Raw genomic sequence first — 26,244 nt, forward strand, 5'->3', positions numbered from 1 at the left:
CTTTTTTTATGAGTAACTTTTGAGTCAATACGTACTTTCCCTTCACAGCAACGTCAGCGATCATGATGCGTTACAACAACTGGTGCGGTTTGCTAATGCTTTACAGGCACAAGATCACCAGATCGACTGTATCTTCCTTTACCAACAGGCCGTTTTGTTTGCCAGCCAACATTTTCGCCTTGCCAGTGATGAACTTCAGCCAACTCACCTATGGCAATCGCTGAATGATGCGGGCATTGCACTCAAACTGTGTGTCACAGCTGCAGAGAAATATGGCCTGGACACCTCGCACTGTGGCCCATTTGAAGTTGCCGGATTGGCAGAGTTTGCCATGCTGGCAACCAAAGCAGATAAATGGGTGCAGTTCAAATGAGCGAAAACATTCTCGTGATCAATCACACTGCTCCCTTTGATGGCGCTAATATCCGGGAAGGGTTAGATGTGGCATTGATTTTTGCCGCACTGGATCAAAATGTGTCCTGGCTATTCAAAGGCCCAGCGGTACTTGCGCTAAAGGCAGGCAATAATGCGTCTCATCTGGGTATGAAAAATTACTTTAAGCAGCTAAAAACACTAGAAATTTATGACGTTGAACAAATCTACGTGTGTGCCGAGGCTATGAGCCAGTTTGACTTGACTAAGGACGATTTAAACATTGATGCGCAACTCCTGACCCTGGATGCACAGCAAGCACTCCTTCAGCAGCAAGACAAGGTAGTAAGTTTATGAGTCTCCCCACATTACATATTTTTTCCAAGCCAGTGAGCTACTACAAAGCAACATTCAATGCCTCCTTGCTCGGTGAGCAAGACGTATTACTGCTCACTCGAGATGCCTGTTATGATCAACTTGCATGGCGAGCATTAAGTGCAAATCATACCTGTATGCTCAGCGTCTGTGCACAGGCCCGGGGTATCAGCGCACTGGATAACATCGAACCGCTCGACGACCAGCAGTGGATCACGCTGGTTGAGCAATGTCATAAAACAATTACGTGGTAACTATGCTCGTTTTTCAAGATAAACAGATCGAAACAGACAAAGAAGGCTATCTGCTGAATCATCAGGACTGGCAGAAAGAACTGGCACCGCTGCTGGCGGAGCAAGAGAATATAACACTGACGGATGCCCACTGGGAAGTTGTCAACTTTGTTCGCGACTTTTATGAAGAATATAACACCAGCCCGGCTATTCGCATGTTGGTTAAGGCCATTGGTCAGAAGTTAGGGGAAGACAAAGGCAAGAGTATTTATTTATACAAACTTTTCCCTAAAGGCCCGGCAAAGCAAGCAACTAAAATAGCCGGTTTACCAAAACCGGCTAAGTGTATCTAGTAGAACATACAGCAGGTTATTGCTGTGAAGCCTGCCACAGGGTACTGATTTCATCAAGCGTGGCAGGATCGTCAATAGTTGACGGTACTGTCATCGCTTCGCCATCCACCAGCTGACGTAAATTCTTGCGCAGTATCTTACCAGAACGTGTTTTAGGTAAACGTTCTACAACCAGGATTTGTTTCAGGCACGCTATTGCACCAATTCTGCCGCGTATAGACTGCACCAGTTCTTCACGCAATTGCGCCTGAGTAAGCTGACTACCATCTTTGAGCACCACCATGGCCACCGGCACCTGTCCCTTTAGCTCATCTTTGGCCGCAAATACAGCGCACTCAGCAACAGCGTCATGTGCTGCAACCACTTCCTCCATCTCCCCGGTTGATAAGCGATGGCCTGCAACATTAATCACATCATCCGTGCGCCCCATAATAAATACGTACCCTTCTTCATCCAGATACCCACCATCTCCTGAGAGATAATAACCGGGAAATTCCGACAGATACCCCTGCTTAAAGCGAGTGCTATTTTGCCAGATACTGCTCAGGCAACCTGGTGGCAGCGGTGTTTTGAGTGCAATGAGCCCCTGCTCATTGGCCGCACAAGGTTCACCATTCGCATCCAGGACAGTCAATTGATAACCTGGCGTAGGCACGGATGCACTACCCGCTTTGGTCGGCAAAGGTGATAAACCCATGGGGTTGGCGGCAATTGGCCAGCCAGTTTCAGTTTGCCACCAATGGTCAATAACAGGAAGCCTTGTCACCGACTGCAACCAGTCATAGGTAGCGGGGTCCAAACGCTCACCAGCGAGAAATAAGGTTTGCAGTGAACGGGTATTGTACTGAGCGAACAACTTACCTTCCGGGTCTTCTTTTTTAATGGCACGAAAAGCAGTCGGTGCACTGAACAACGCATTTACCTGATACTCCTCGACAACCCGCCAAAATGCGCCTGCGTCCGGGGTTCTGACTGGCTTTCCTTCATACAATAAAGTAGTACAGCCAAACAGCAGTGGCGCGTAAACGATGTAAGAATGGCCAACAACCCAGCCAATATCAGACGCGGCCCAGAATACCTGGCCGGGTTTCATACCATACACAGCTTCCATACTATAGTGTAATGCTACAGCATGCCCCCCTTGCTCACGCACGACCCCTTTTGGCACACCCGTTGTACCTGAGGTGTATAAAATATAGAGCGGATGAGTAGCAGGTAATGGCACAGCATCAACCTGAGTTGCGGCAGCGACCAGTTCACACCAGTCGATATCCCGAGGAGGCAGCATCGATGCGCGATATTGAGGACGCTGCCATACAAGCGTATGCTCAACTTCATGCGTTGCCAACACTAAAGCTTCATCCAGCATTGGCTTGTATTCAATAACTCGGCCTACCTCAACACCACAAGACGCACTCAGCACCAGCTTGGGCTTTGCATCGTCAATACGCACAGCCAGCTCTTTAGGCGCAAAGCCACCAAATACGACTGAATGAATAGCCCCGAGTCGCGCACATGCCAGCATGGCTATTACCGCTTGCGGGATCATCGGCATATAGATGACCACTCGATCCCCGGCAACAACACCAAGTTCACTCAGCGCGCCTGCAAAGTAACTAACGCTCTCCAGCAACTCCGCATAGGTGTAACACTCTTTTTGCTCTGTCACCGGAGAATCATAAATGAGTGCAACTTGTTCAGCTCTTCCCTCATTTATCTGTTGATCCAGGGCCAAATAGCAGGTGTTGAGTTGACCATCCTCAAACCAGTGACTCAATGACTCATGGTCATAACTTACGCCTTTTTTGGGTGTTGTATGCCAGTTGAGGCGACCAGCCTTATGTAACCAGAATGCTTCAGGATCTTGCTCAAATTGCTCATACGCCTGTTGATAGGCCTGATATGCTGTTGTTGTCATAATGATTTCCTATTGGGCCGGGTAAAGGTAGCTTGATATTTCGCCAATTCGCTAACACCCGGTTAACGACGAGTACGCTATTAAACATAGAATTACTGAAATAAAGACAACACTAGACATTGGTCGATGACGGGAGAGAGTTTGATCCATCGCAAGCCTACGATGAATAAGAGGGTTACGGACCCTCTGCTGAGGGCCCGATAACACTGTATTTATTCATCAATGGGCCAGGTGTAAGGCACTGTTGGTACAGATAACCCCCGGTCGGTGATGGATTCCGCTACTGTTTTACTCGGATCAGTGGGTGCCCATAAATCCTGACTGAACACCAGTGAGGCATCTTCCAGAGCGATATCACCCAATACGCCACTGGCATCTATATCGAATACGAAGCTACCAGTGCCGTCATAGCTACACGACGCTGTAGGCGCGTATTCAATATTTGCTTTACTACCAGTCCCGTCATAGGTCGCTGTTGCACTATCGTACTCAAAGAACTGTCGCTGCGAGAATGCCTGCATACTGTGATCATTACCAGGACCCGCCCAGTTACAGATGAAACCTTGGATAAGCCCATCAGTGTCTTCAATTTTCGACCCATAACCAAAATGCGCTTCGCCATTGTCGAGACTCGGGGAATTAAACCCGATATTGAAAATTCGACTGTGGCTGTCGTTCACGCCGGCCTGCCAAACATAGGCATATTGTCCTGCCAATGTTGTAAGGTCAAAATTAGCGCCAAATATTGAAAAGTTCTCACTCCATCCATCAGGATTATCGACACTGTGATACTTGTTATTCACATCTACCTGGCTGTCACTATTGAACATGCCGCTATTACTGTGACCACACAAGGTGGCAACCCTGGCTTGCAGGGACATATTATCTCCAGAACGCTCATAAGCCAGTGACCCCGTTCTGGTGCGTTCATTTTGACTACAATTACCGCCAGGAAATTCTATGCCGCTGACGCCCTGCTCACCTTCCACCTGGTAAGTAAGATGACCAGAATAATTCAACAGATCTACTCCGGGCGTATGTGCCATAGATAACGAAATGTCATAATCTGACCCACTGACTGTATATTTCAGAGAAATTGTATATAGCCACTCACTCCCCGAGCGGGTTATGGCAGCAGCGGAGAAAGTCACACCTGCAACACCTTTAGCATTCATTTCGCCGGTCACATCAATACTACTGCCATCTGTGGGCAAACTCATACCTGAATCCAGTGCTGCTGAAACCATGCTGGCCAAGGTCATCAGACTCATTCTTGACTGATCTCTGATCCCACTTAACAACGCATTAGTTTGCGCAACAGCACAGGCATTACCATTGCTGTCGCTCTCTGACCACAACCCTAAATCACCACCAGGTAAGGTGCCAGAGGCAGAGGCCGGACCAGTCGCATCTGGATGACCTGTGTAGGCCACCTGAGGCCCAAAACAGTCCGCATTCGTACTGTTGCGATAAAATGACTGAACTCTAAATACGTCCAACAAAGGAACTGTGCCATTGAGTATCCGCCCGATCCGCTGCGTAGACCACAAATATGTAGGTACGGACGGGCCGTACTCTACCGCTGGCCGATTGCCAAAGCCACGCTCAACTTCTTCACTGCTATCACTAAAAGGAGAAGAGGCCATGACGTCAGTGGGAAAATAGATGCCGCGCGATTCATCGGGTTCACTCGAGTCATCACTATCATCCGTGCCGTTATCACCCGGATCTGAATCTTCACTGCCAGAGTCATCATTATCAGAGTTATCAGTGTTGTTGTCCGTGTCGTCATTGGCTGAATCATCATTAGCAGGAGCCTGCTGTTGCTGCTCCTGAGCATTTGTGTTGCTCTGCTCATCGTTATCTGATGAAGAACAGCCCGCTAATAAAGCCAGTAAAATATATGGAATAGGTGTTTTCATAGTTGCATACCTTGTTGTCTAACCCGCTTTAAAGGTAAGCCAAAAAGACCAGCAGCTCAAAAATACACCACCCTGAAGTGTGAAAATATGTTGAGCACTTTATCGCTAAAGCTTTGATGTTTCTACTTTTACACAAAACTGGTAAAGGCATGTATTCTCATTTAGATTACATAAATAAGACTAGTGTAGTGATTACATTACACTTTATTGCTTTTTCCAAAACAAAAAATGGTGATCGCTAAATAACAAAAGCCGAACAACTTATTACATTTAAAATAGCTCAAAACCCGAAATAAAAGCACAACAACCAGAGCCCCTCAGATAGCCTGATGACATTCAGACTGCTGAATTGCGATATGCATCAACTCCAGAAGCTCCGCCATTGGTACGTTGACCTTGTCATATTCTTTTTCTTTAAGTAACACGTCTATCTTAGATGCGGTTTGATAAATGTCATGGCAGTCGAACATTGCTGACGTGCCTTTCAGCGCATGTATGGAGCGTGACAACCCTTCAAAGTCATGGTATTTGAGCTGGTTTTGTAACTGCACCAGCTGCTCATGCAGACCAGCTATATACTGTGCTTTTAATATTGAAAACTCTTCATCGGGTAAAGCCAGGTCTTCTTCAACGGTAATATTCAGGTAGTGGCTTACTTTTCTGGCGAACTCTGCTCTGTCTATTGGCTTAGCAAGATGATCTGTAAAGCCAAGTTTCAGATATCGCTCTACCTCATGACTCATAGTGTTTGCCGTTAAAGCAATGACTGGAGCCGTGCTGCCCGTAGCCTGAATGAAGTTAAATGCCTGCTCACCATCCATCACGGGCATTTGAATATCCATCAGGATCAAGTCAAACTCTCCGTCCAACACTGCTTGCACAGCTAGCTGCCCATTCTCAACCGCTGTCACATTAAGCCCCATTCGCTCCAGAATACGCGTTATCAAACGACAATTATCAACGTGATCTTCAGCCAACAGTACTTCGCCTTTTAATGATTCAGATTCATAACCCTCCGGCTCTGTACCAGGTTCCTGAGTTTGATGAATTTCCGAAAAGGTGTTGAGCCATTTAGTGCGTTGCGTAGTGTATAAGCCCACAGACAAAGTAAAAGCGGTGCCCGAACCAACTTCACTTTCAACTTCAATGTCTCCGTCGAGTTTCTGAGCCAGACTTTTTGAGATATTTAGCCCAAGGCCGGTACCACCGTATTTTCTGGTCGTAGACGAGTCAGCTTGATGAAACGCGTTAAATAGCTCCTTCTGTTCTGCCGTCGTCATCCCGATCCCGGTATCCTGCACTTTGATTGATAAGGTATCCTGCGTGCAATTAACATCAATGGAAATTTTACCAACCGAAGTAAACTTAAGCGCATTAGAGGTCAGATTGAGCAGTATTTGTCGCAAGCGTGTCGGGTCAATCACAATGTAATCAGGCAAAGGGAAATGGTAATTCAGTTCGAACTCCAACCCTTTATCTCTGATCTGCTTACCCAGCAAAGACTCAACATGAGCAATCGACTGAAACAGATTCGCTTCTATGAGCTCTACTTCCAGCCGATTTGCTTCGATTTTAGACATATCAAGAATATCGTTAATCAGGCCAAGAACATGACGGGAATTTTGCAAAATCACCGAAATAGCATGATTACGCTCATGCGGCTTGATATCACCGAGCATAATGCCATCGGCATAGCCAATTATCGACGTCATAGGAGTGCGAATTTCATGACTCATGTTTGCCAGGAATCGACTTTTAGCTTCGCTGGCATCCCGTAATTCAGAAGCCAGTTGCTCTAATTCATAAGTCCGCTTAAGCACCTTAGCTTCAAGGTTTTTATTCAGCTCAATGTTTTGCTCGTTGGTCAGACGATATTTGTCGGCAACGGCAAAAGCTAGCAGTAAGGCATCTAGTGCAGTGCCAATCAGGCCGATTAAATATAAATTAACCGCAATGGGAGGCAATAATCCAAGGTTAGTCACATTGCCGACCATGTTAGGAATGGCCATGCACACATAGGCCAGAACAAAATAACGCGCAGGCTTGAAGCCTTCCATCAAGCGCAACACGCCCACGTATAGCCCCATACACAATGCCGATCCCGTGGCCAGGGTTGCCCAGAGAAAACCAAAACCCGGGAACAAGATACAAAAGGGTGTACCGATCGCACCGATTGCACCTACCCAGAGCGAGGCTGTAGACAAAGATGGATGCGTCTCTTTCAGCTTGAGGAGTTGATTGTAAAAAAGCACATTGGTAATCGGCGTCAGCGCAAAACCCAGCCAGTGTAAATGGGCAGAATAAAAACCAAAAAGCTGATCGGAAATATGAAAGAAGTGACTCCAGGCAAACACCCAGGTTGCAGCAAACATGGCATAGTATAAGTGAGTCATATCTTTAGAGCCGATATAAATCAGCAGGTTATACAAGCCAAGTACAATACCCACGCTAAAGCAAAGTGACATGAGTAAATTATCAATTGTCACCTGTCGTTCAAACTCTTTGACCGGAATAAGCTCTAGTTTGATTGGTGTGTAAAAGTAGTCACTCTCAAATAAGGTAACAACAAAATACCGTTGGTTAGGTAAAAGGTGGATTTTATTACCGTAGTGAAAGGGATACTCATTGGCATGCATACCACCAGTAAAAAACCGTTCCACACCAGACTGTGAGTAAATACGCGTCTCGACATTAGACAGCACAGTATTATACGGATAAAGCACCAGGTCCTGGTACTTAGAGTGATTTTCTATTTCTGTAACCAGCCAGTATCGACCAGAGAACAGCGCACGTTTAGTCTGCTCCGGCTGTATGCTTGCCCACTGTTCTACTTGAGCAAAGTTATCCGGAAACCGCGCACCATTTTGAGCCGACAGCACCATTCCTTTGTCATGTAAATTTTGCCCTCGCTGCGTGCCGTCAAAGACATACACGCTCGCGTTTGCAAAAAAAGTAAACAGGCACAGCAATGCCGCGCATAATAGTCTTACACTACCCATTTGAGACCTAAACTATAGCAGCTCAGGGTCAATGCCTGGCTAAAACCGATACGAAATATCCACCCCAAGGCGTCTCCCCTCTCCTTTAAAGTCTTCCAACATGCCAAGAAAAGCACTTAAATCAAACTTTAAGTGACTGTATTCTTTATCAAACAAGTTCTTTCCCCATACACCAAAGCGCCAGTCACCTCGTTCATAGTGCACGCTCCCACGCCATAGAGTATACCCTGACTGCATTGCGTAAGCATTTTGGTTTTGATCGAAGTAGTACTCGGATTGATAATCAAACCCAATTGTTGAAGCCAGCTCTCCTTGCAAAAATGACATGGTATGAGTAACATCGCCATTAATGTTCCACTCTGGGGTAAACGGTAACCGATTGTCTGTCAATACATTGCCCACCGGATCAATGAACTCGTCGAAGTTTGCCTCTGGCACATAGCCAGCTGCACTTCTAAACTTAAGGGCATCGTTCAGCTTGTATTGAATAGCCAACTCAGCACCGTATATTGTCGAGCTACCGACGTTTTCAAGCAACTGAAGCGGGGGTGCGCCAGGGACAGTAGAAGCTTGGTTCATAAATACTTGTTGGTCGCTGTAATCGTAAAAGAACACAGCACCATTGACCGATAAATTATCCGCATTGTTATATTTCGCCCCGATTTCGTGTGCGTAGAGTTCCTCAGGGCCATAATCGGCTAACTTTGCCTGCTCTTCAGTTGCAAGCAACCCGCCATTATATCCACCGCTTTTGGTACCGTTGGCAAAACTATAGTAGAACATGAGAGGATCAGAGTATTGATAATTCCAGGCTAAGCGCCCAGACAAGCCATCATCTTTCACTTCACCATTCACACGATAGTAAGGAATGGTCACTCCATCTAGCTGCGTAATATCTGCAACAGTGTTTAGCCGGGAAACTGAATCATACTCAACGGTTTCATCGCTGTAACGAAGTCCGACAGTAATACGATGTGCGTCGTTAAGCTGCCACTCATACTGCGCAAACGCGGCTACAGACTTTACGATAATTTCATTGTCATAAAAGAATGTATTAGTTAGATCGGTGCTTAACAAGCCACGATAATCTCGCAGAATATCATTGAAATTGTCCTGATAGATACGTTCTTCTATGTGAAATAAGCCCAGTGTAAGATGATCTCTGTCATTGGTTTGACTGTATCGCAATTCGTTTGAAAGCATCTCATTTTTCAGGCCTAGTTCTCCTTCACATAGCCTCGCGGGGCTGCCATCGCAGTTAAATGCGTGGCGCCTGTCCAGGCGATTAAAACCATTTATGTAGGTCAGCTGCTGACTGTCCGAGATTCGCCAATCACCTTGTACCGTCCAGCCTTTATAAATAGACAAATGTGGAGAGTCATTATTTACGCTGACAGCCCAATAATCATCGCTGCCATCATTGAAGCCAAACATGTCAAAGCACCCAGGACCACCAGCTTCTGCCGCTGAACATCGCACCCCATTAGCTGGGTCTTTAAAGATACCAATATTGCCCACTGGCTGCACAATCCCATCCCAGTGGCCATATTCAAGCTTCGCATAAAGTGTAAATTCGTCCCATTCAGCTAAGTAGCTGAGCCTGGCATCTTGCTGCTTGAGACCAGCTTCTGGAGATGCGTCAAACAAGTTATAGCTTGTGTATTCGTAATCAGTATGATTAAAAGAGAATCGTAACGCGCTTAACTCGTTAACTTTTGCATTGTATGCCCCTTGCACCCGACGCCATTCATCGGTGCCAGCACCCGCCTTAATAAAGCCATAGTTACCATCATCCGGGCGCTTAGTTCTGACAAGCAATGCACCGCCAGTACTGTTACGTCCAAACAAAGTGCCTTGTGGACCTTTCAGTACTTCAATTTGCTCAACATCGAACAAGTTGGCGATCTGATTGTTGGCAGAGCCAACCGGTCTGCCATCAATATACATTGCGATCGGCGACGTATTTGCGGTGTTATAGTCTATTAACCCTACGCCGCGAATGTTTAGTGCCGGTGGTGTGCCCTCGGCAGCATTTTGACTGATTTTAAAGTTGGCAACATAGCCGCCTACTTCACTGATGTCTTTAATCCCCTGACTGGTGATATTATCGCCTTTCAGGGTTGCTATTGAAATGCTCACTTCCTCTAGCGTTTGCTTACGTTTTTGCGCATAAACTTCGATGACTTCGATACTATCATTGTTTGCAAAAACACTAACGGGAGAGAAAAAAACTGTAATTATTGAAATTGATATCGCTGAGAGTTTAAACATATCCGTGCTCTTTTTCTGCTTCACGCTTGTGCTTGTTTGAGTATAGTCGAAATGCAAAGACCTCCAACAAAATCGGAGGTCTTTTGTATATTATCTCTATAGTTAGCTAACTTGGCTCCCTGAACAGTCAGCTATACAGGGCTCAGTCCGGTTTAAAGCCATCCTCACCACTGATACTTTCAGGCAATCCACAAATTGCACGAGAGGTTTGCATACCTGCCATCACCGCAGCTTCAACACACCCGGCGTTCACACCCGTGCTGATCCAATCTCCTGTCAGGTAAAGATTATTAAAAATAGTGCCATCTGTTGGGAGCCTGTATTGGCTACTATCTACTACAGACAAGACATACCGCTCGCTAGGATCAACGTTGACCCGCCAGTATTGGCTGTCAAAACGCTCTTCGCCTTGCGCGATGCTGTCGTCATAGAGTGTATTCCAATTGTACTGACCCGCTGCATTATAGGCATTGGGCCAAAGCGGTTTCATTTCTGTCGCTAACTTGTTGATGGCATTTACTTTTACTTTGGCTTTTTGGTCTGAAGGAAAACTATGGTGGTTACTGGGTGGATACTCAGCACAACCAAACGCACTGCAAAAATAGGCGATGTTCTTTGGTCCGTTAGCAGGCCAATCTTCATGCGGTAATAAATTCGACATAGCAGCCCAGGTATCAAAAGGTTGCGAAAACCCGCTGAGGATAGGACGCTCTTCACTGGGTGGCGTATAATTGAACCCGAGTTGTTCATCTGTTTGATTGAGCCAAACCTGAAATGCTTGAGTTGCCACTGTTTTGACTTCACTACTTTGTAAACTCAGCTTTTGATCCAGAGCCAGCAGTTGTGGGCATACATGCTCCAGACCACCGACAGAAATACCAAAGATCACTTTATCAAAGTCCCTGCCACGCTTAAGCGACAATGTCGGCAATGGCGTACCAAACTCAGCTTCATAAATTGCCGGCCAGTTACTCCAGAAAGATTCTAAATTGACATTATGCTGCTGTAATAACGCAGCCTGTGCATCATCTATCTGGTCATAATTCGGTCTATCTGGCCAGCATGGTAATCCTTTAACGTCGACAAACGGATCATACTGCCCATTTTTGAGCTTTACTTGCTGTGTCATTGTGATCTCATCAACCACATGCTCACTACCGTGCAATGCCGGGATCAGCTCGTCAACCTGATGGAAATACTCGAACTGAACGCCGCGTTTAGCCAGCAATTCATAAATGGGTGAAAAAATAATATCGCCCATGCCAGCCTGCATTTTCCACATTACGCCACCGCGATAGCACAGCATCAATCTAAGCATAGCCAGTGACGCAACGCCCGCTTCTACATTACCATTATCAAAATCACCATCAACATACCCAAACACGAGATCATAAAACCCTCTCACCGGCGCTGATTCAACAACATACTCTTCATCAGCACCATTGCGTTTCAACCATGCCTTAAAGTCATATTTATTGATTGCTTCAAAACCATCTGAATGGACATGGTCACGGAGCAGGCCAATCAACATCGCAATAGCAAGATCAGCACAGATGTATAAGCGCCTGATACCCGGATGATCATCCAACAAATCTCGCGCTTCAGCTCTAAGCCAGCGTTTAAGCTTACGAACTATGTACCAGGTAACCAGGCGGTCACGACTGTTTGAGAGGTTTTTATCCGCTGCACGCAAATTCAATAATTCGTGCAGTTGCGTGATCAGTAACCGGGGAGTCGACCAGATCTCTTTGGCCTCATCGTGTGCACTATCAAAAAAATCAGAAACTTTATCTTCCAGACTATCAAATGCCGACGTAATTTCGCTGGCAAGGTGCTGCAACAACCCCCGGTCCCGGCGTTTACGCGTTTGCAGACGAATCTCCCGATGAGCAGCTTCCACTTCATCTTCTAAGCCATCTATCCATTTGTGTAACCAGGCAATGGTCATCTGGATCAGTTGCCAAAAATGCAGATCCAGAGTACCGTCCGCCGGATTACCAGGCACCAAAGGAAAATCAACTGGCCAGGTTTCCCATTCATTGTCAATGAACTCCTGTAAAACCACAAAGCTATGAGGTTTTAACGCCTGCTGCCATGTTGCAATAGGCACAGAGCTGGGTCGATCCAAATTATTGTAAACGGTTTCGATCGCCCGGAATGAGTTAACATATGATCCAAACCATACATGAAGGCCGTGTTCCTCAATACGTTCATGCGCATCTGGGTTGCGCCCACTGGCGCCTTTCCCACCAAGGCGCCAACCTAACTGATAGACTGTGATCTCATAGTTTTTCTGCCAATTTTCTTTTTCTGTCAGATAAACAGCGGCAGTCATAGCCGATACACCACCACCTAAAATTGCAATTTTTTCTTTGCTCATAATGACACCCTACCCCAACTCCGCTCTGACAATTTCATGGGCCCCGTCTTGATCGAAGTCCATACACAGGTAGTAAGGTAGCTTGGCAAACTGCTCACCCACAGCAATCCCAAACATATCTTCCAGGGGAAATGCATCAACCTGATTAATGGTGACTTTATATTCGTCTTTTAAAAAACCCAGTTTATGGAGCTTTTTCACTTCTGAAGGAGAATGAACAACCGCACTGTACACACTGTTGGTGGCGTAGCCATCCGGAAACTGCTTGAAAAAGATTTGATCTAACATCGGGTTAGTAAACCCAGTGAGTAGTTGTTTGATAAACTCGCTACTAATATCGATTTCACTGGCGGTTTCATGGAGCAACTCGGCAACTTCCTTGCTTATCTCTACCGCCTCCTCGAACCAGGTGTCATCATCCGCTACCCGATCGATGGATAATAACTCGTACCAGGCCATTTTTTTATTCGGGTCGTAAGGCTGAAAGGTCTCAAGACTCAGAGAAAAATGATCCGCATGCCGCCGGTCACTGGGCATTTCATAACGACATAAGTACTTGTTGTATCCCCAGGTTTCACGGCCATTGATCAGTGCATTGATGTTATTCACAGTGATAAACGCGGGATACCAATAAAGGTGAGTCATACGGTTGGTGTTTTTGCACACCTCAGCAACTGGCACCCAGATAATGATATCGGTTTCCTGCATGTAGCCATAATTACTAAATGGCGGAACCTTAGAGGCAATATTTTCGATATCAGTAAATGTTAGCAGACAATGCGAAGATATGGCCTTGTAGGTATTAATCTCATTAGGTACGGAGTTCAACGTAGCATCGAAAAACGCCTGTATTTTCTCAATTTTCCCTTTTAAAAAAAATCCGTACATCATTGCATTAAGCATTCTGCAAGGTGGTTTAGCAATGGGATTACCCAAAAAATGGCGATAAGGGATAGTCAGTTTTTCAGACATAGAAAACTCCTTCTATTGCGGTAGTAGTATGCGGCGACAGAAACACAGCGATAACAAACAAGCTTGCTACCACTGCTCCCATGCGCTATCAGCAACCACCACATCACAACCTAAAGCTGTACTTCCATGACCGATAACCGGGGGTGTTAAGTGCCCACAATGATTAAGATGACACTAAGTCTAGTTCATCTTTAATGCGTCGATAGTTAAATTTAATCTTTGCCAGCTGCGCCACTTCTCCCTGGCATCTGGCCAGATAGTGGCCGTAAGCATCACTGTCATAGTGCGCAGACAGTCTGTTCATGAAACCATGCTCATAACGGGTACGGAAGCACTCAACATTAGGCTGTTGCTGCAGAATTTCCATGACTGGTACTATGTCAAAATGGTTTTCCTGATAGGGAAAAAAGACGTCAACCCGACAGCCTGGGTTGAGATGCAAATAATTTCTTATCTGCCCCGGGTAAAATGCAATCAGCTTAACAGAGCTCTTTAATGCAATTGCAGACAAAGCCCGCCATGCAGCAACAGCCCCAGCACTGAAAGCAATGATCAGATCCGGTTGAAAGGCCAGGATGTCGTCCAATACTTTGCGCATATACGCATCGTGCCCAACTTCATTGATAAAACTCTGATAAACCTGGTTTTCTGGCAGGTGTCCTTTTCCCTGCCGATCCCCGTAGGGAGAACTCACTTTGCAATCACCGTCCAGGTTTTGTGCAAAGTCCTCGAGATAGTCGCTATGACCGAATATATCACTGACGATAAGCGTAACCATGATTGTCTTCTCTTATTTCCAATTTAGTTATTATATTAATCGTTACGCTAACCCCCCATCTTAACTGAAAAGTGCACCAATTGCAGCGTAACTAAGTTTGTCTATCCATGTTCATCAAGCGGTGCAAACTGAGTTGGAACCCTCTAAAATGTAGCAAACCATTACCATTTGTAAAAATAATTAAAACGCAAATATCTCACTCAGCCAATTCCATGAAATATCCGGCCCGAACCGCCTTTTACTCCGCTTTTTTATGACCTCTGCTAAACTCACTATTCGGATGACATATTCGGAGAAATGCGTGAAGTTCTTTTTGCTGTTGTTAACGTGTATTACCTCAGTTTGTTACGCTCGTATCGAGAATCATGCAATATCCTGGATCACCTTAGACTTTCCACCTTACTACATCTATGCAGACAGGGATGAAGGCGAAGGTCGAGATGAACAGGTCATTTCGTTATTACATACTCAGTTAAATAAACTTGACTATTATTATCATAGCTTTCCAGCCAGTCGCGCCATTCATGAACTGAGCCACAGCCGCAGCGGTTACTGTATGGTGTCGCTTTATAAAACCGCCAGCAGACAAAAATACATCACTTATACAAAGCACCACTCAACCGTGGGTCTTTCGCCCGGGCTTGCGCTGCGAAAAGAGACCATACAGAAGCTTGAGCTAGATGTGAGACAACCTGTTTCTTTGGTAAACCTGATGCTCAAACATGACCTCACTCTGGGTATTGCGCAAAGTCGCTCATATGGGGAAAAGCTCGATAAACTTATTGAGCGGTTGCCACGCGACCAGGTTGTTATTCGGCCGGGTTGGGATACGCTACAAAGCCTGACAAACATGCTGGTGAAAAAGCGAGTGGACTTAGTCCTGGGCTATCCGAGTGAACATTACTACCTGAGTAAACGCCTCGGCGCTGATAACCTGACACAAATCGCCTTAATCGGCGTGCCACTCATTGCTAAAGGCTATATCGGTTGTACCAATAACGACCTGGGCAAAAAAGCAGTTGCCCTGTTCGATCAGACATTAGTTAACCTGGTCAAAACAGAGGAATACAAACGCATAATGTTAAAGTGGCTACCAGCTCATTTGAAAAGTAAGCTCAATAGGCACCTCATTAATGAAACCGCTCAACTCAATAATGAGGTGCACATCGGAGAAGACCGAAACTAACCCGCCTTTAGCGGTTTTTATAGAAGTAGCTTTCCTTTTCTATCGTGATGTTTGCATCCTCCTGGGCCGTCACCACAAACTTCAATGGTGTTGCTGTGCGGCTTAAATCATAGCCATCCGCCGTTACCGTCACTGGAACCAGAAGCATTTGCCCCGCCTCTATCTTGATCGAATCAGGCGCTGCTAAACTGGCATGTTCTATCCCACTGATCCCAACCTGATAATGCAAGGTCTGCTGTGTTTTATTGATGATACTCAAGGTATATGGATTTTCCACCAGCCCCTCATAATTCACACGGTACAACGCGTTTCTGTCGCGGATCACAGAAGCTTCTATAGGCGTACGATTCATTGCCCAGACCACCATAGTGACCACAATCATAGCGAACAGGGCCGCATATCCCACCAGCTTTAGCCTGAACGGATTCGTCTTTTTACCCGATAGTGTATTTTCACTGGTGTACTTGATAAGCCCGGTTTCATAGCCAAACTTATTCATAGTCTCATCACAAGCATCAATACACAGTCCACAGTTAATACACTCGTATTGCAGACCATTTCTGATATCAATGCCCGCCGGACACACTTCAACACATAGATTACAGTCTACACAATCGCCTAATCCCATCGCTTTGTGATCTGCTTTGCGTTTTCTGGGGCCTCGATTTTCGCCGCGCGCACTATCGTATGATACAACTAAGGTATCTTTATCGAACATGACTGATTGAAAGCGTGAATATGGACAAGCCACGTTGCACATTTTCTCGCGCAAAAAGCCTGCATTCCCGTAGGTACAAAATGCGAATAAAAACACCCAGAAGCTCACAAGACCAGACCATTGCAGTGTAAACATATCGGTATACAGTGCTTTGGCTGGCACAAAATAGGCCATAAAAGAAGTGGCCGTAAAGACAGAGATCAGCAGCCATACTGCGTGTTTTGCCAGTTTTTTAGATACTTTTTTGCCGTCCCAGTTGCTTTTATCCAACTTAATTCTTTGGTTTCGAGTCCCTTCGATCCGATGTTCAACCCAGGTGAACATCAGCATCCAAATCGTTTGTGGGCAAGTGTAACCACACCATACCCGGCCCAGCCAGTTAGTTACAAAAAATAAGCCAAATGCACCAGCCATAAATACCCAGGCCAGGATCATGAAATCATGCGGTAGTAAAGTAACGCCAAAAATACGAAACTGCTGAGAAGCCACATCCAGTAATACAGCCTGCTGGCCTTTGTATGGGATCCAGGGAATGGCAATGAAAACCAACATCAGGAACCAACCCAGATAGCGACGGATCTGCTGGAAAGGCCCCTTTTGTTCGCGGATATAAATCGGCCCATCCTGCTTATAGGGCTTAATGATCATATCTTCTTCTTTAATATCGAACTTCATAATACTTGCTTATTATCAGTGAAACACACCAATACAATTTGCAAGTTTCAGACCAAACTGAAAGTTTTTAACTTGCTGTTTTATAACAACTTTAATATTCGCGAAAAACATAGACTCGTGAAATATCGCGAACACCCGTTATATATCGCGTTCTCTTTGAATATTTAGCTTCTTCATTTTTGATCGAAGAGTGCTTTCTGGCATACCCAGTAATGCTGCTGCGCCCTGCTCGCCTGCCACCCGCCATTGACAAAGTTCTAAGACTGAGAGTATGTGTTCCCGCTGGGCATGTTCAAGAGATAGATCCTGAGATACGGCCGCTTCTCCTATATTCGCAGCCAATGCCTGGGTCAGCCGCAGTGTTCTGCCTGTGGCTAATATGGCTTCACGTTCAAGAATATTTTGCAGTTCACGAATATTACCGGGCCAGTCGTAAGCCTGAAGCTTTACCAGTGAAGATTTAGCGATACCACGTAATTGCTTACCCAAACGAGCATTAAGTCGCGATAACATATTGGCACATAATAAAGGAATGTCTTCAAGCCGCTCTTTAAGCGCCGGTACTTTAATAGGAAAGACATTGAGGCGGTAGTATAAGTCCATTCTAAACTCCCCTTTTTCTACCATTTGCCACAGATCTCGGTTGGTCGCGGCAATCACACGAATATCTACTGAAATGGTTTTGCTCCCCCCGACACGTTCAAACTCCTGTTCCTGCAGCACCCTCAGTAGCTTACTCTGTGCTTCGAGTGGCAACTCGCCAATTTCATCGAGGAATAATGTGCCCTGATGCGCCAGTTCAAAACGCCCCTTGCGTCTTTCATTCGCTCCTGTAAACGCCCCTTTTTCATGGCCAAACAGTTCAGACTCCAGCAAGCTGGGGGAAAAAGCAGCACAGTTAACACGTACAAAAGGCTGAGCACTTCGTAAGCTCAGGCGATGCAGATTCCGCGCAACCAGTTCTTTTCCGGTGCCATTCTCACCCAGGATCAGTACGGTGCTATCGGTCTGGCTAACCAGCTTTATTTGCTCAAGCATAGTCTGAAAAATATGACTCTGGCCCACCAACCCGGAATCCTGCCAGTCTTCATTAATCTCTGCCAGCAGATAGCTGTTTTCCTCTTTGAGTTGCTCAGAAAGCGTCTGAACTTGGTCGAGCGCGTCTCTCAACGCCCGCTCTGCCTCAACTTGTTTTGATATATCGCGAAATATCGCGACAGCACCGATAACCTGGCCATCCTTATATACGGGTGTCGACGTGTACTCCACAGCAAAACAGCTGCCATCTTTGCGCCAAAACACTTCATCTGTGACATGCCGGGTTTTGCCGTCAAACATAGTTCGATAAATTTGGCAGTGATCCGCTGGATAAGGGGTGCCATCTGCGTAACTATGATGGTGGTATTGATGAATTTTCTTGCCCAGTAAATCGTCGGCAGACCAGCCAGTCATTCTTTCTGCAGCCGGGTTAATAAACACGGCATTACCTGATAGATCAAACCCGTATATCCCCTCGCCGACTGCATTAAGCAGCAGACGGGGATCGTTTAAGAATTGTGCGATTACAGAAGACATAGATTACCTCGTGATATTTCACGAAGTAATCTAACATGACTGACGCAGAAGCAAAACTACACAACTATACTTTGAACAAGGAAAGTGCCTGCGCATCAAAATTACTAAGATTCGGAAATAACTCTGTCATTTCGCTGTCTGCAAGACCAAACCAACGTGCCAACGGTGCGAAATACTGTTCGTTGCCGAATGCCGGGATCAGGCGTCCGCCTCCAACATCATTTGACCCATCGAGCTGCTGCGGCATCATAGCGCCATGCACATCACCGCCATTGACCGCACCACCAAGTATCAACTGATTACCTGCCCAGCCATGGTCGGTGCCATCTCCGTTAGAGGTTAATGTACGACCAAAATCAGACATGGTAAATGTACTGACCTGCTCTGTCAGCTCAAGCTCAGCCATCGCACTTTGGAATTCCACTAAACTTTGTGCAAGCACGCCCAGCAATGCCGGGTGGGCAGACTCCTGCTCATCATGCGTATCGAATCCGCCCATAGAGACAAAGAAGATTTGTCGTTTAGCACCCAGCTGAGACTGGATACTGATGGTTTTCGCGACCGCTGCCAATTGCGCGGATAGACTCGATTCGCCAAATTCAGTAGCCAGTACAGGCGCTTCTTCCAGCAAAGTGTTCATGTATAGAGTATGTTCGATAGAACCATTTAACCGGCTGCCATACGCCGATGCCAGCGGATGAGACGTCTGGTTAAACAAGGTTTGCATGACGCGCCTTACATGCTCTACTCGCGGCTCATAACCGCTCAGGGCGTTAATTTTACTTATACCACTTTTACTCAATGCAAATGCACTAGTATTCATGCCAGTTTGCCATGGATTTGCCCCATCTACGGTAATATTGCTGCCAAATACCGTGCCCTGATCTAACCGCTCTAGTAACCTGGCACCCCAGCCGGTATTCAGCGTTTGCTTTTCCTGGCCGTGCATCCAGGTTGCCTGTTGATCATTATGCGAAAACAGATGCTGCGGTAATGGTACGCTCCTGGCCTGATACCGAGCTAGGGACGTCGGTGCGATTAAAGTCCCTACCCCGCCCACAAAGGCCAAAGTCTGCTGGTCAAAATATGGCTGTAATGAAGACATCGCAGGATGCAGGCCAACGCCACCTTCAAACTCGCTGGCAGTTGTCAGTGACAGCGCATCCTGCACAGCGAGGTTCTGCCGGCTTGCTTCGTACCAGCTACGATGATCGCCCGTCAGCGGAACAAGCATATTCATGGAGTCGTTGCCGCCATACAGGTACACGCATACCAGAGCTTTATAGTCTGAAAAGTTACGTTGCTCTATGCTGCCCGACAGCGCCTGAAGCTGCAAACTGGTCAATGCTGCAGCCGACATGCCTCCTTTCAGGCACAGGGATAGAAAGTCTCTTCTGCTCTTGTTCATCTTGCCGGCCTCCTAATACTGCACGTTAAATTCGGGTGATAATGACACCATAAACAAAAGCTGCCCAACTCTGTCCGCTGCACTTTTATTCTCAAAGTACGCGTCGAGCTCTACAAACGCTTCCCGGCTTGCTTGTGACATATTGCCTGCAAAGTACAGCACATTATATCTGTCGAGCAACGCGTTGAGGCCGCTGGCTTCTAGCAATGCGATATCACTATGGCCATACAAATAAATTGCCGATGGATTGAGCGTATCGTGGCGCTCAGCCATGCGCCAGACCAAGTCGCTGTAGTGTTGGTTTAACGTGCCAATCATTGCTGCATCATTCGCTATCTGTAGTTCAGGCGCAAATAACCCTTGCTCACTCAATTCCGCTGGTTGGTGATCTGGCCTGAAAAAGTTAAATACCGAAGGTGATAGCATAGGGCCCTGACCAAACCTGTCATCCAGGTTCCAGGTGAAGTAGTTACCTTCCTCACTGTGTGCATCCAGTGTACGCCACATCTGAACCCCTTTAAGCAGTGGCTCTTTTATTTTTCCCTGATGCGCCAGAACAGATCCATACCGTCGCGCCTCATCATCAAGGTAAATGGCACGGATCACAGCACTGAGGTCTCCCCGCACACCGCTCCCATTGTCATTAAATACCATAGCAACGCGTTCTACATATTGAGCAGTAGGGTTTGAGGTGATCAATCGCTGAATAAGCTGCTTGGAGATAAAGGGAGCAACATTGCTATGATTAAATAAATTATCCAAAGCGAGCTGCATAGAGTCTTCTGGCCCAACACCGACCGGGATCACTTCTCCATTCAGTAGTGTCTTTTCTAGCTCTGAGTGATAGTCAGGAAATGCTTGCATAGGCAGACTAAAATTACGACTTGGGCGATTCCAGCGAGCCGAGAATGCAAACGTCCAGCCCGTGAAAACACGTGCAAACCCGGTGATTTCCTGCTGAGAATAGGTCGGGATACTTTGGCCGTTGTCATCACGCATGATGCTACCATCCAGATTGAGCAAATCCAGCCCGATGGTAAACAATTGCATGACCTCTCGTGCGTAATTTTCATCAGGTCGGATATTACGTTCAGGATCTGCCTTCTCATTACCAAGATGGCTGAGGTAGGTCCCCATCACAGGCGATAAAGTCACAGTTTCAAGCAGTGCCCGGTAGTTGCCAAACGCATGCTCAATCAACAGATCGTAGTAGGCAAGCATGCCTTCCGGTTCACCTTTTAATGCATTGTTTGCATCCGAGACCACCAGAATTTCGCTCAATGCAAAAGCCACACGTTGTCTCAGTTGATCATCTGCATTCAATGTGGCTTTCCACCAGGCATCAATACGATTTATCTGATAAGGCGTATCTCTGTCAGGATAGTTTTCAAGTAGTGCAGAGTGATACGTAGCCGGTAATGCCATTTGCGCATCCAGCCATTGCTCTTCACTCATGCCAGTAGCTGCATTCACCTCTTCCAGCGTTGGCCCCATTGTCCCCTGATGTAAGAGCACTGCAGCCTGAATATCTGACATCGCATTACTGGCATAAACATCGATCTCAGAGGTTGTTTCTGCGCCCTGTGGATCCGTCACCGTGACTGAAAATTGATAAGTATCACCAACGGCCTGGTAGGTCTCTGGTAAAGTGATAACCAGCGTTGGACCAGTCACATCACCCAATTCAATTTCTGGCCCACTCAACTGTTTCCAGAGATAACTAAATGAAGTATCTTCAGGGTCTGCGACGTTGGCAGACAGAGTTAATGGCTCACCTTTAATCACCTCAGGCTGAGCGATATCGACAATCACCTCGGGCGGGGTGTTTTGCTGCTCCGGCGTTTCATCAGTTCCTTCAGAAGCATTATTGCTCCCCTCGCCTTGCGAGCTATCTCCCTGCTCCTGAGTAGGTTGTTCAGTATCTCCGCCAGCCTGCTGGGGAGTTTGAGTATCTGTTGTTGTGTTTGATGAGGTATTATTTGAAGTTGGGCTGCTGTCTGACGAGCCGCCACCACAGGCAACAAGGGTTGTCAGGCAAAACGCCGCAAGATAGAGGTGAGCATTCATAATTGCAGTGTCCACAATAGCACTTAATACTTTTATAACAGAGCATTTAGAAAAAACATATACTAAATTACTATCATTCTCTAAAGGCCTTCATACTCATTTGAAAGTGCTTTTTAAATTGTCTCGCCAATGCTTGCGGATCCTGATAACCAACCTGATAGGCTATTTGCTCTTGTGACAGTTCAGAACTCGCAAGTAAATATCTGGATTTCTCCAACCGCACTAATCGAACATAATCTATAGGCGTTAGCCCTACATGCTGCTTAAAACGCCGGATCAAAGTTCGCTCAGACATATATACCGACTCTGCCAATCGTTTTAATGTCAGTGAATCCTGCAGATTTTCATCAATGAGCCTTTGTACCGCTTTGACCTGCTTATCTGAATGGTTCTGTAACACACTAAGTCGAATAAACTGATTTTGATTGGAAAACTTTTGTGGAATTGCCAGCCATGAAGCAATTTGCTCAGCCACTTCTTTGCCTACTCTATCGCTGATAAACGTGAGGATCAGGTGTAAATAGCTGTGTGCTGCGCCGGCGGTATAAACGTCATTACTGCGAAAAACAATTTCATCGGATTTAAAGTCAATATGAGGAAAATACTTAGCAAAAAATGGAGCCAACCACCAACTGGCCGTGATCTGATGTTTATCGAGTAAACCCGTACTTGCCAGATAAGCAACACCGCAGCATCCAGCAAGATGAAAACGACAATGACGGTGTACATCATTAAGCCCTCTTAGTGCCTCCTTAACCTGCATACACTGTTGCCATAAAGCGCTGTGGCCACTGTAATGTGCGCCTACCCAGATCATGGCATCATAATCTTGTAAATCCGCCAAAGTACTGTCGCATTGAATCTTCAGCCCCTGACTACTGACAACCTCAAGTTCACTGGTTAGCGCAGCGATCTTCCAGCTAAAAAAAGACCGCCCCAGAACTTGATTAGCTACGTTTAATATGTCGATCACCCCAGTCAGTGCACTGGCAAACACTTTCGGCGGGCACACAAGTACGATCCGCATGTCACTTTCAACCCAAATTTCGTCAATATTGACACAGTAACTTAGCCACCTGATTAGATAAAGTAAAGCCAATCTCATTTACAGAAGGAACAACCCAATGTGGATCCACATCCCAATATTCTTTTTAGTGTCTCTTTATACTCTATTGTGGTTTATAACTGCCAGTCTGCGGATCCGCGCTGTCTATCAGCGCAAAATAACACTGTCAGACATCCGCTTTGTCAGTAAAGAAGGCTTTCCCGAGCGCATCCGATTATTGACCAACAGTTATGACAACCAGTTCCAGTTACCCCTTTTGTTTATCTGCTTGTTACTGATGCTGCATATTCAGGGGATCCAAGGGCAACTATGGTATGTATTCAGCACAGTATTCGTTACTGCACGTTACTGGCATTGCTATGAGCATATACTTGGCCAGAACCTCAAAATGCGTACGCTCGCCTTTGCCCTTGGCAGTATCACTCTGTTTATCGCGTGGTTCACACTGCTGTGGCAATCACTATAAGTAAGCCCCTATTTTATAGCTAGTAAAACAATAACAATGCCATTATGATCACTCTCGATAGAGCAGCCACAGAGTTGGTTTTGTGGCTGGTGTACTCTCCATACAACCGGAAGTTTACTTAGTGGCCAATTTTGCAACTCACTTCAAAGCAGCGGTGGTAGTTAGTGCCGCCGCATCATCCGTTATACTGGCAACCAGCCTTGCCGATATGAGTGATATACTGCTGTTATTTATATTAGGTGCGCTAGCTGGGCTTCTGCCAGATCTTGACGCCGACAAATCACGCTCGTTAAATAGTTTGTTTTCGATATTTGCACTGTGTGCAGCCATTGGACTGCCACTGGCCATCGAGTTTCATTCTCTGCTCAGCATCTGGTTGTCCGGGCTGGGCGTCTATCTGCTCATCATGTATGGTCTGAAGCCTATATTTGAGAGCTATACCATTCACCGCGGCGCAAGCCATTCGCTGTTGTCTGTGCTGATGTTTGCCATCATCACAGTTAATATCCCTTTGTATTTAGGTAAAGGGCTGCCTTTTGCGCTGTCGTGTGGTGTGATGGTTGTATTAGGCATGCTAACCCATTTAATCCTCGATGAATGCTACGCAGTAGACATCAACAATAATGAATTGAAAGCCTCATTTGGCAGTGCACTCAAACCCGTTGCGACCAGTGCGCCGCTGGCCTCTGTACTTCAGATAGGTGTAGTGCTGCTGGGTAGCTATTTATTGCTCCCTCATTACGAGGACATATCCGAGGTCATTCGGCTCTGGCAAAGCAAACTGATAAGCCTGCCTTTACTGCCAGATATGGACACTTTGAAACGGTTTTATTAATCGAAGGTGAGTTCAGCAACTAGGTTAGCTGCTGAACTCCGTACTTATCGATGTATTACGGACAGGTGTAGCTGGGTGCCAGACCCTTTGCGACTTCCCACTTTGCGGTTAACAATGAAGCCGGTCCCTTGCTGTCATGTGACAATTCCCAGTTCATGATACCGCCGGCATTAAGCTTTGCGTATTCTGTTTTGGCACGGATAGTTGGAATACCATTATAATAACTGCTGCCATCCGTATCCCGGCAGGCATTAGCAGGGTTTTCCTGGACCAAAGTCCGATATGCCTTCCAGGTTGGACGCGCATAAAAAGGCACACCTAATACAGTTTTTTCCTTACTCAGACCGCGACTCTGCCAGTATGCTATAGAGTCTTTGGCATACTGCATAGACGCATGATTGCCATTGTTCGCATCGTAAGCCATCAGGTTCAGAAAATCGATATCCTGGAATACAGACTCCAGAACACCACCGCCTGTATAGCCTAACGCAACAACCGCAGCGGTCAGGAACTTACCACGAGCACGCAACTCTACGCTCAGTTCCTTCATTAACAACGCGTAGTTATTTGCTGATGTGCCAGGATCTGGATATTCCCAGTCCATATCTACACCATCCAGGTTGTGTAGCTCTACGAAGGCCATTACTTCACGTACAAACGTCGCGCGACCTTGTGCCGACGCAGCAAATGTTTCAAATGCGCTGTCATCGCCACCATTCCAGCCACCTATAGCAATACCAACTTTTACATTGTTTGCATGCGCAGAATTTACCAGCGCTGTCATTTTACTCAAATTTTCAAGTGGCTGAAGTGTGCCATCTGCGTTAGGTAACAAGAATGAGTAATTGATATGCGTCAGTTTATCAAACTGGATATCACTGACAGCCCCCTGCCAGCTTGGGAAGTAGCCGACAATTTTAAAATTAGGATCACCCGGCGGGAAATCATCGGCAGCGACTGTAAAGTTTACAGCGCTGGATTCCCCTCTACCGCCTGCGGCATCGACTGCAAATACCTGTAACTGATGACTGCCTAGCCCTTGTGCTTGCCAGGGCACAGAATACGGCGCGGTATTATCTGTCGCAATCAGCGTACCATCGATAAAGAATTCAGCCCGCTCAATCGCAACATTCTGTGGATGAGAAACAGATGCAGTCAAATCGATAGGCGTCCCTATAATAATGCTCGCGTTATTGCTTGGTGAGGTGACCGTTACTGACGGTACCGGCTCAGTTGCATCACAATTACCATCCTTATTCCATACAGCATAGGTAGTGGAGTTATTTGCGGGATTTTGATTCTGAGTCCACCACTTTGCGGTATAACTCACAGACTGATAAGTGACTGAGTCCCCTTTGGTATAGACACTTTGAGCCTGCCAGTCAGTTAAGTTACTACAGTCCACCGCAAGCGCGACTTCCATTGCACCAAGCAATGGCAGCGCCATTAATAAGTTTTTATATTTCATTACCTTTTCCATGTTGTATTTGTCGGTAAACGCAGGCCGCACCGACGTTTAAAGAGTTGATGACCTGCCCTCCCAGAGTAATACCATTTTGATTAATTAACTGGTCATTTTTATCCAGTCTCTAAAGCATAGTGATTTCACCCTGTCAGCACATGAGATAAACGCATTCCATGCTTCACTGACCTGATCCAAAATGTCTTCGTAGCT

At 46.2% G+C, this 26,244-nt stretch carries 20 protein-coding genes; 7 read left to right on the forward strand and 13 right to left on the reverse strand.

The features are described 5' to 3' along the window. Positions 1 to 19: 19 nt before the first annotated feature. From IY568_RS17825 to IY568_RS17840, 4 genes are read left to right on the forward strand one after another with little or no spacing between them, the layout of a single operon-like run. The gene (locus tag IY568_RS17825; RefSeq protein WP_125559244.1) at positions 20 to 373 is read left to right on the forward strand and encodes a DsrE family protein; all 354 of its coding nucleotides are present in this window, start codon (positions 20 to 22) and stop codon (positions 371 to 373) included. After that, positions 370 to 729 carry a sulfurtransferase complex subunit TusC gene (gene tusC / locus IY568_RS17830; protein WP_125559242.1) on the forward strand — a complete coding sequence of 120 codons (360 nt, stop codon included), beginning with the start codon at positions 370 to 372 and terminating at the stop codon, positions 727 to 729. The genes IY568_RS17825 and tusC overlap by 4 nt, the downstream gene beginning before the upstream one ends. Continuing rightward, positions 726 to 1,001, forward strand: coding sequence for a hypothetical protein (locus IY568_RS17835; protein ID WP_138536624.1), 276 nt, complete (start codon positions 726 to 728; stop codon positions 999 to 1,001). Before tusC ends, IY568_RS17835 begins: the two co-directional genes overlap by 4 nt. A 2-nt stretch (positions 1,002 to 1,003) precedes the next feature. Beyond that, the gene (locus IY568_RS17840) at positions 1,004 to 1,333 is read left to right on the forward strand and encodes a TusE/DsrC/DsvC family sulfur relay protein (protein ID WP_125559238.1); all 330 of its coding nucleotides are present in this window, start codon (positions 1,004 to 1,006) and stop codon (positions 1,331 to 1,333) included. Positions 1,334 to 1,349: 16 nt separating this feature from the next. Here IY568_RS17840 and IY568_RS17845 read toward each other — a convergent pair whose 3' ends face one another. From IY568_RS17845 to IY568_RS17875, 7 genes are all read right to left on the reverse strand, one after another. Continuing rightward, the gene (locus IY568_RS17845) at positions 1,350 to 3,251 is read right to left on the reverse strand and encodes a propionyl-CoA synthetase (RefSeq protein ID WP_194868294.1); all 1,902 of its coding nucleotides are present in this window, start codon (positions 3,249 to 3,251) and stop codon (positions 1,350 to 1,352) included. Between the two features lie 212 nt (positions 3,252 to 3,463). Further along, positions 3,464 to 5,173, reverse strand: a complete 1,710-nt coding sequence (locus tag IY568_RS17850) for a hypothetical protein (RefSeq protein ID WP_194868295.1) — start codon at positions 5,171 to 5,173, stop codon at positions 3,464 to 3,466. Positions 5,174 to 5,490: 317 nt separating this feature from the next. After that, positions 5,491 to 8,172, reverse strand: a complete 2,682-nt coding sequence (locus IY568_RS17855) for an ATP-binding protein (protein ID WP_194868296.1) — start codon at positions 8,170 to 8,172, stop codon at positions 5,491 to 5,493. A gap of 39 nt (positions 8,173 to 8,211) precedes the next feature. After that, positions 8,212 to 10,443 carry a TonB-dependent receptor gene (locus IY568_RS17860; protein WP_125559230.1) on the reverse strand — a complete coding sequence of 744 codons (2,232 nt, stop codon included), beginning with the start codon at positions 10,441 to 10,443 and terminating at the stop codon, positions 8,212 to 8,214. 142 nt (positions 10,444 to 10,585) lie between these two features. After that, positions 10,586 to 12,823, reverse strand: coding sequence for an NAD(P)-binding protein (locus tag IY568_RS17865; RefSeq protein WP_194868297.1), 2,238 nt, complete (start codon positions 12,821 to 12,823; stop codon positions 10,586 to 10,588). Between the two features lie 9 nt (positions 12,824 to 12,832). After that, positions 12,833 to 13,795: an acetoacetate decarboxylase gene (locus IY568_RS17870; RefSeq protein ID WP_125559226.1), complete on the reverse strand. Its 963-nt coding sequence runs from the start codon at positions 13,793 to 13,795 to the stop codon at positions 12,833 to 12,835. Positions 13,796 to 13,958: 163 nt separating this feature from the next. Next, positions 13,959 to 14,573 (reverse strand): hypothetical protein, encoded by a 615-nt coding sequence (locus IY568_RS17875; RefSeq protein WP_125559224.1) that lies wholly within the window; start codon positions 14,571 to 14,573, stop codon positions 13,959 to 13,961. A gap of 301 nt (positions 14,574 to 14,874) precedes the next feature. Here IY568_RS17875 and IY568_RS17880 point away from each other — a divergent pair, with 301 nt between their 5' ends. After that, entirely contained in the window at positions 14,875 to 15,759 is an 885-nt protein-coding gene (locus IY568_RS17880; protein ID WP_164517504.1) for a transporter substrate-binding domain-containing protein, read from the forward strand. A 7-nt stretch (positions 15,760 to 15,766) separates the two neighbouring features. Here the strand turns inward: IY568_RS17880 and ccoG are convergent, their stop codons facing one another. The 5 genes from ccoG to IY568_RS17905 all read right to left on the reverse strand — a co-directional run bounded on the left by ccoG (position 15,767) and on the right by IY568_RS17905 (position 23,229). Continuing rightward, the gene (ccoG, locus tag IY568_RS17885) at positions 15,767 to 17,152 is read right to left on the reverse strand and encodes a cytochrome c oxidase accessory protein CcoG (RefSeq protein WP_125559220.1); all 1,386 of its coding nucleotides are present in this window, start codon (positions 17,150 to 17,152) and stop codon (positions 15,767 to 15,769) included. A gap of 138 nt (positions 17,153 to 17,290) precedes the next feature. Further along, positions 17,291 to 18,727: a sigma-54 interaction domain-containing protein gene (locus tag IY568_RS17890; protein ID WP_194868298.1), complete on the reverse strand. Its 1,437-nt coding sequence runs from the start codon at positions 18,725 to 18,727 to the stop codon at positions 17,291 to 17,293. 64 nt (positions 18,728 to 18,791) lie between these two features. Continuing rightward, complete coding sequence (locus IY568_RS17895) at positions 18,792 to 20,135, reverse strand: DUF1501 domain-containing protein (RefSeq protein ID WP_194868299.1); 1,344 nt, start codon at positions 20,133 to 20,135, stop codon at positions 18,792 to 18,794. Between the two features lie 12 nt (positions 20,136 to 20,147). Next, on the reverse strand, positions 20,148 to 22,202 hold the full coding sequence (locus IY568_RS17900) for a DUF1800 domain-containing protein (protein ID WP_194868305.1): 2,055 nt from the start codon (positions 22,200 to 22,202) through the stop codon (positions 20,148 to 20,150). 73 nt (positions 22,203 to 22,275) lie between these two features. Then, positions 22,276 to 23,229, reverse strand: a complete 954-nt coding sequence (locus IY568_RS17905; protein ID WP_194868300.1) for a GlxA family transcriptional regulator — start codon at positions 23,227 to 23,229, stop codon at positions 22,276 to 22,278. Between the two features lie 97 nt (positions 23,230 to 23,326). On the opposite strand from IY568_RS17905, the gene IY568_RS17910 reads away from it, so the two are divergent. Next, entirely contained in the window at positions 23,327 to 23,734 is a 408-nt protein-coding gene (locus tag IY568_RS17910) for an MAPEG family protein (RefSeq protein WP_125559212.1), read from the forward strand. A gap of 121 nt (positions 23,735 to 23,855) precedes the next feature. Next, the gene (locus tag IY568_RS17915) at positions 23,856 to 24,569 is read left to right on the forward strand and encodes a metal-dependent hydrolase (RefSeq protein WP_194868301.1); all 714 of its coding nucleotides are present in this window, start codon (positions 23,856 to 23,858) and stop codon (positions 24,567 to 24,569) included. A gap of 55 nt (positions 24,570 to 24,624) precedes the next feature. Here IY568_RS17915 and IY568_RS17920 read toward each other — a convergent pair whose 3' ends face one another. Continuing rightward, positions 24,625 to 26,037: a glycosyl hydrolase family 18 protein gene (locus tag IY568_RS17920; protein WP_194868302.1), complete on the reverse strand. Its 1,413-nt coding sequence runs from the start codon at positions 26,035 to 26,037 to the stop codon at positions 24,625 to 24,627. Positions 26,038 to 26,244: the final 207 nt, after the last annotated feature.

Source organism: Pseudoalteromonas sp. PPB1, assembly GCF_015356275.1.
In the GTDB taxonomy this organism is placed as follows: Bacteria; Pseudomonadota; Gammaproteobacteria; order Enterobacterales; family Alteromonadaceae; genus Pseudoalteromonas; species Pseudoalteromonas rubra_D.

Coding starts and splice junctions, on each gene's coding strand:
- tusC (WP_125559242.1), top strand. CDS start 370: ATGAGCGAAAACATTCTCGTGATCAATCACACTGCTCCCTTTGATGGC.
- IY568_RS17835 (WP_138536624.1), top strand. CDS start 726: ATGAGTCTCCCCACATTACATATTTTTTCCAAGCCAGTGAGCTACTAC.
- IY568_RS17840 (WP_125559238.1), top strand. CDS start 1,004: ATGCTCGTTTTTCAAGATAAACAGATCGAAACAGACAAAGAAGGCTAT.
- IY568_RS17845 (WP_194868294.1), bottom strand. CDS start 3,251: ATGACAACAACAGCATATCAGGCCTATCAACAGGCGTATGAGCAATTT.
- IY568_RS17850 (WP_194868295.1), bottom strand. CDS start 5,173: ATGAAAACACCTATTCCATATATTTTACTGGCTTTATTAGCGGGCTGT.
- IY568_RS17855 (WP_194868296.1), bottom strand. CDS start 8,172: ATGGGTAGTGTAAGACTATTATGCGCGGCATTGCTGTGCCTGTTTACT.
- IY568_RS17860 (WP_125559230.1), bottom strand. CDS start 10,443: ATGTTTAAACTCTCAGCGATATCAATTTCAATAATTACAGTTTTTTTC.
- IY568_RS17865 (WP_194868297.1), bottom strand. CDS start 12,823: ATGAGCAAAGAAAAAATTGCAATTTTAGGTGGTGGTGTATCGGCTATG.
- IY568_RS17870 (WP_125559226.1), bottom strand. CDS start 13,795: ATGTCTGAAAAACTGACTATCCCTTATCGCCATTTTTTGGGTAATCCC.
- IY568_RS17875 (WP_125559224.1), bottom strand. CDS start 14,573: ATGGTTACGCTTATCGTCAGTGATATATTCGGTCATAGCGACTATCTC.
- ccoG (WP_125559220.1), bottom strand. CDS start 17,152: ATGAAGTTCGATATTAAAGAAGAAGATATGATCATTAAGCCCTATAAG.
- IY568_RS17890 (WP_194868298.1), bottom strand. CDS start 18,727: ATGTCTTCTGTAATCGCACAATTCTTAAACGATCCCCGTCTGCTGCTT.
- IY568_RS17895 (WP_194868299.1), bottom strand. CDS start 20,135: ATGAACAAGAGCAGAAGAGACTTTCTATCCCTGTGCCTGAAAGGAGGC.
- IY568_RS17900 (WP_194868305.1), bottom strand. CDS start 22,202: ATGAATGCTCACCTCTATCTTGCGGCGTTTTGCCTGACAACCCTTGTT.
- IY568_RS17905 (WP_194868300.1), bottom strand. CDS start 23,229: ATGCGGATCGTACTTGTGTGCCCGCCGAAAGTGTTTGCCAGTGCACTG.
- IY568_RS17910 (WP_125559212.1), top strand. CDS start 23,327: ATGTGGATCCACATCCCAATATTCTTTTTAGTGTCTCTTTATACTCTA.
- IY568_RS17920 (WP_194868302.1), bottom strand. CDS start 26,037: ATGAAATATAAAAACTTATTAATGGCGCTGCCATTGCTTGGTGCAATG.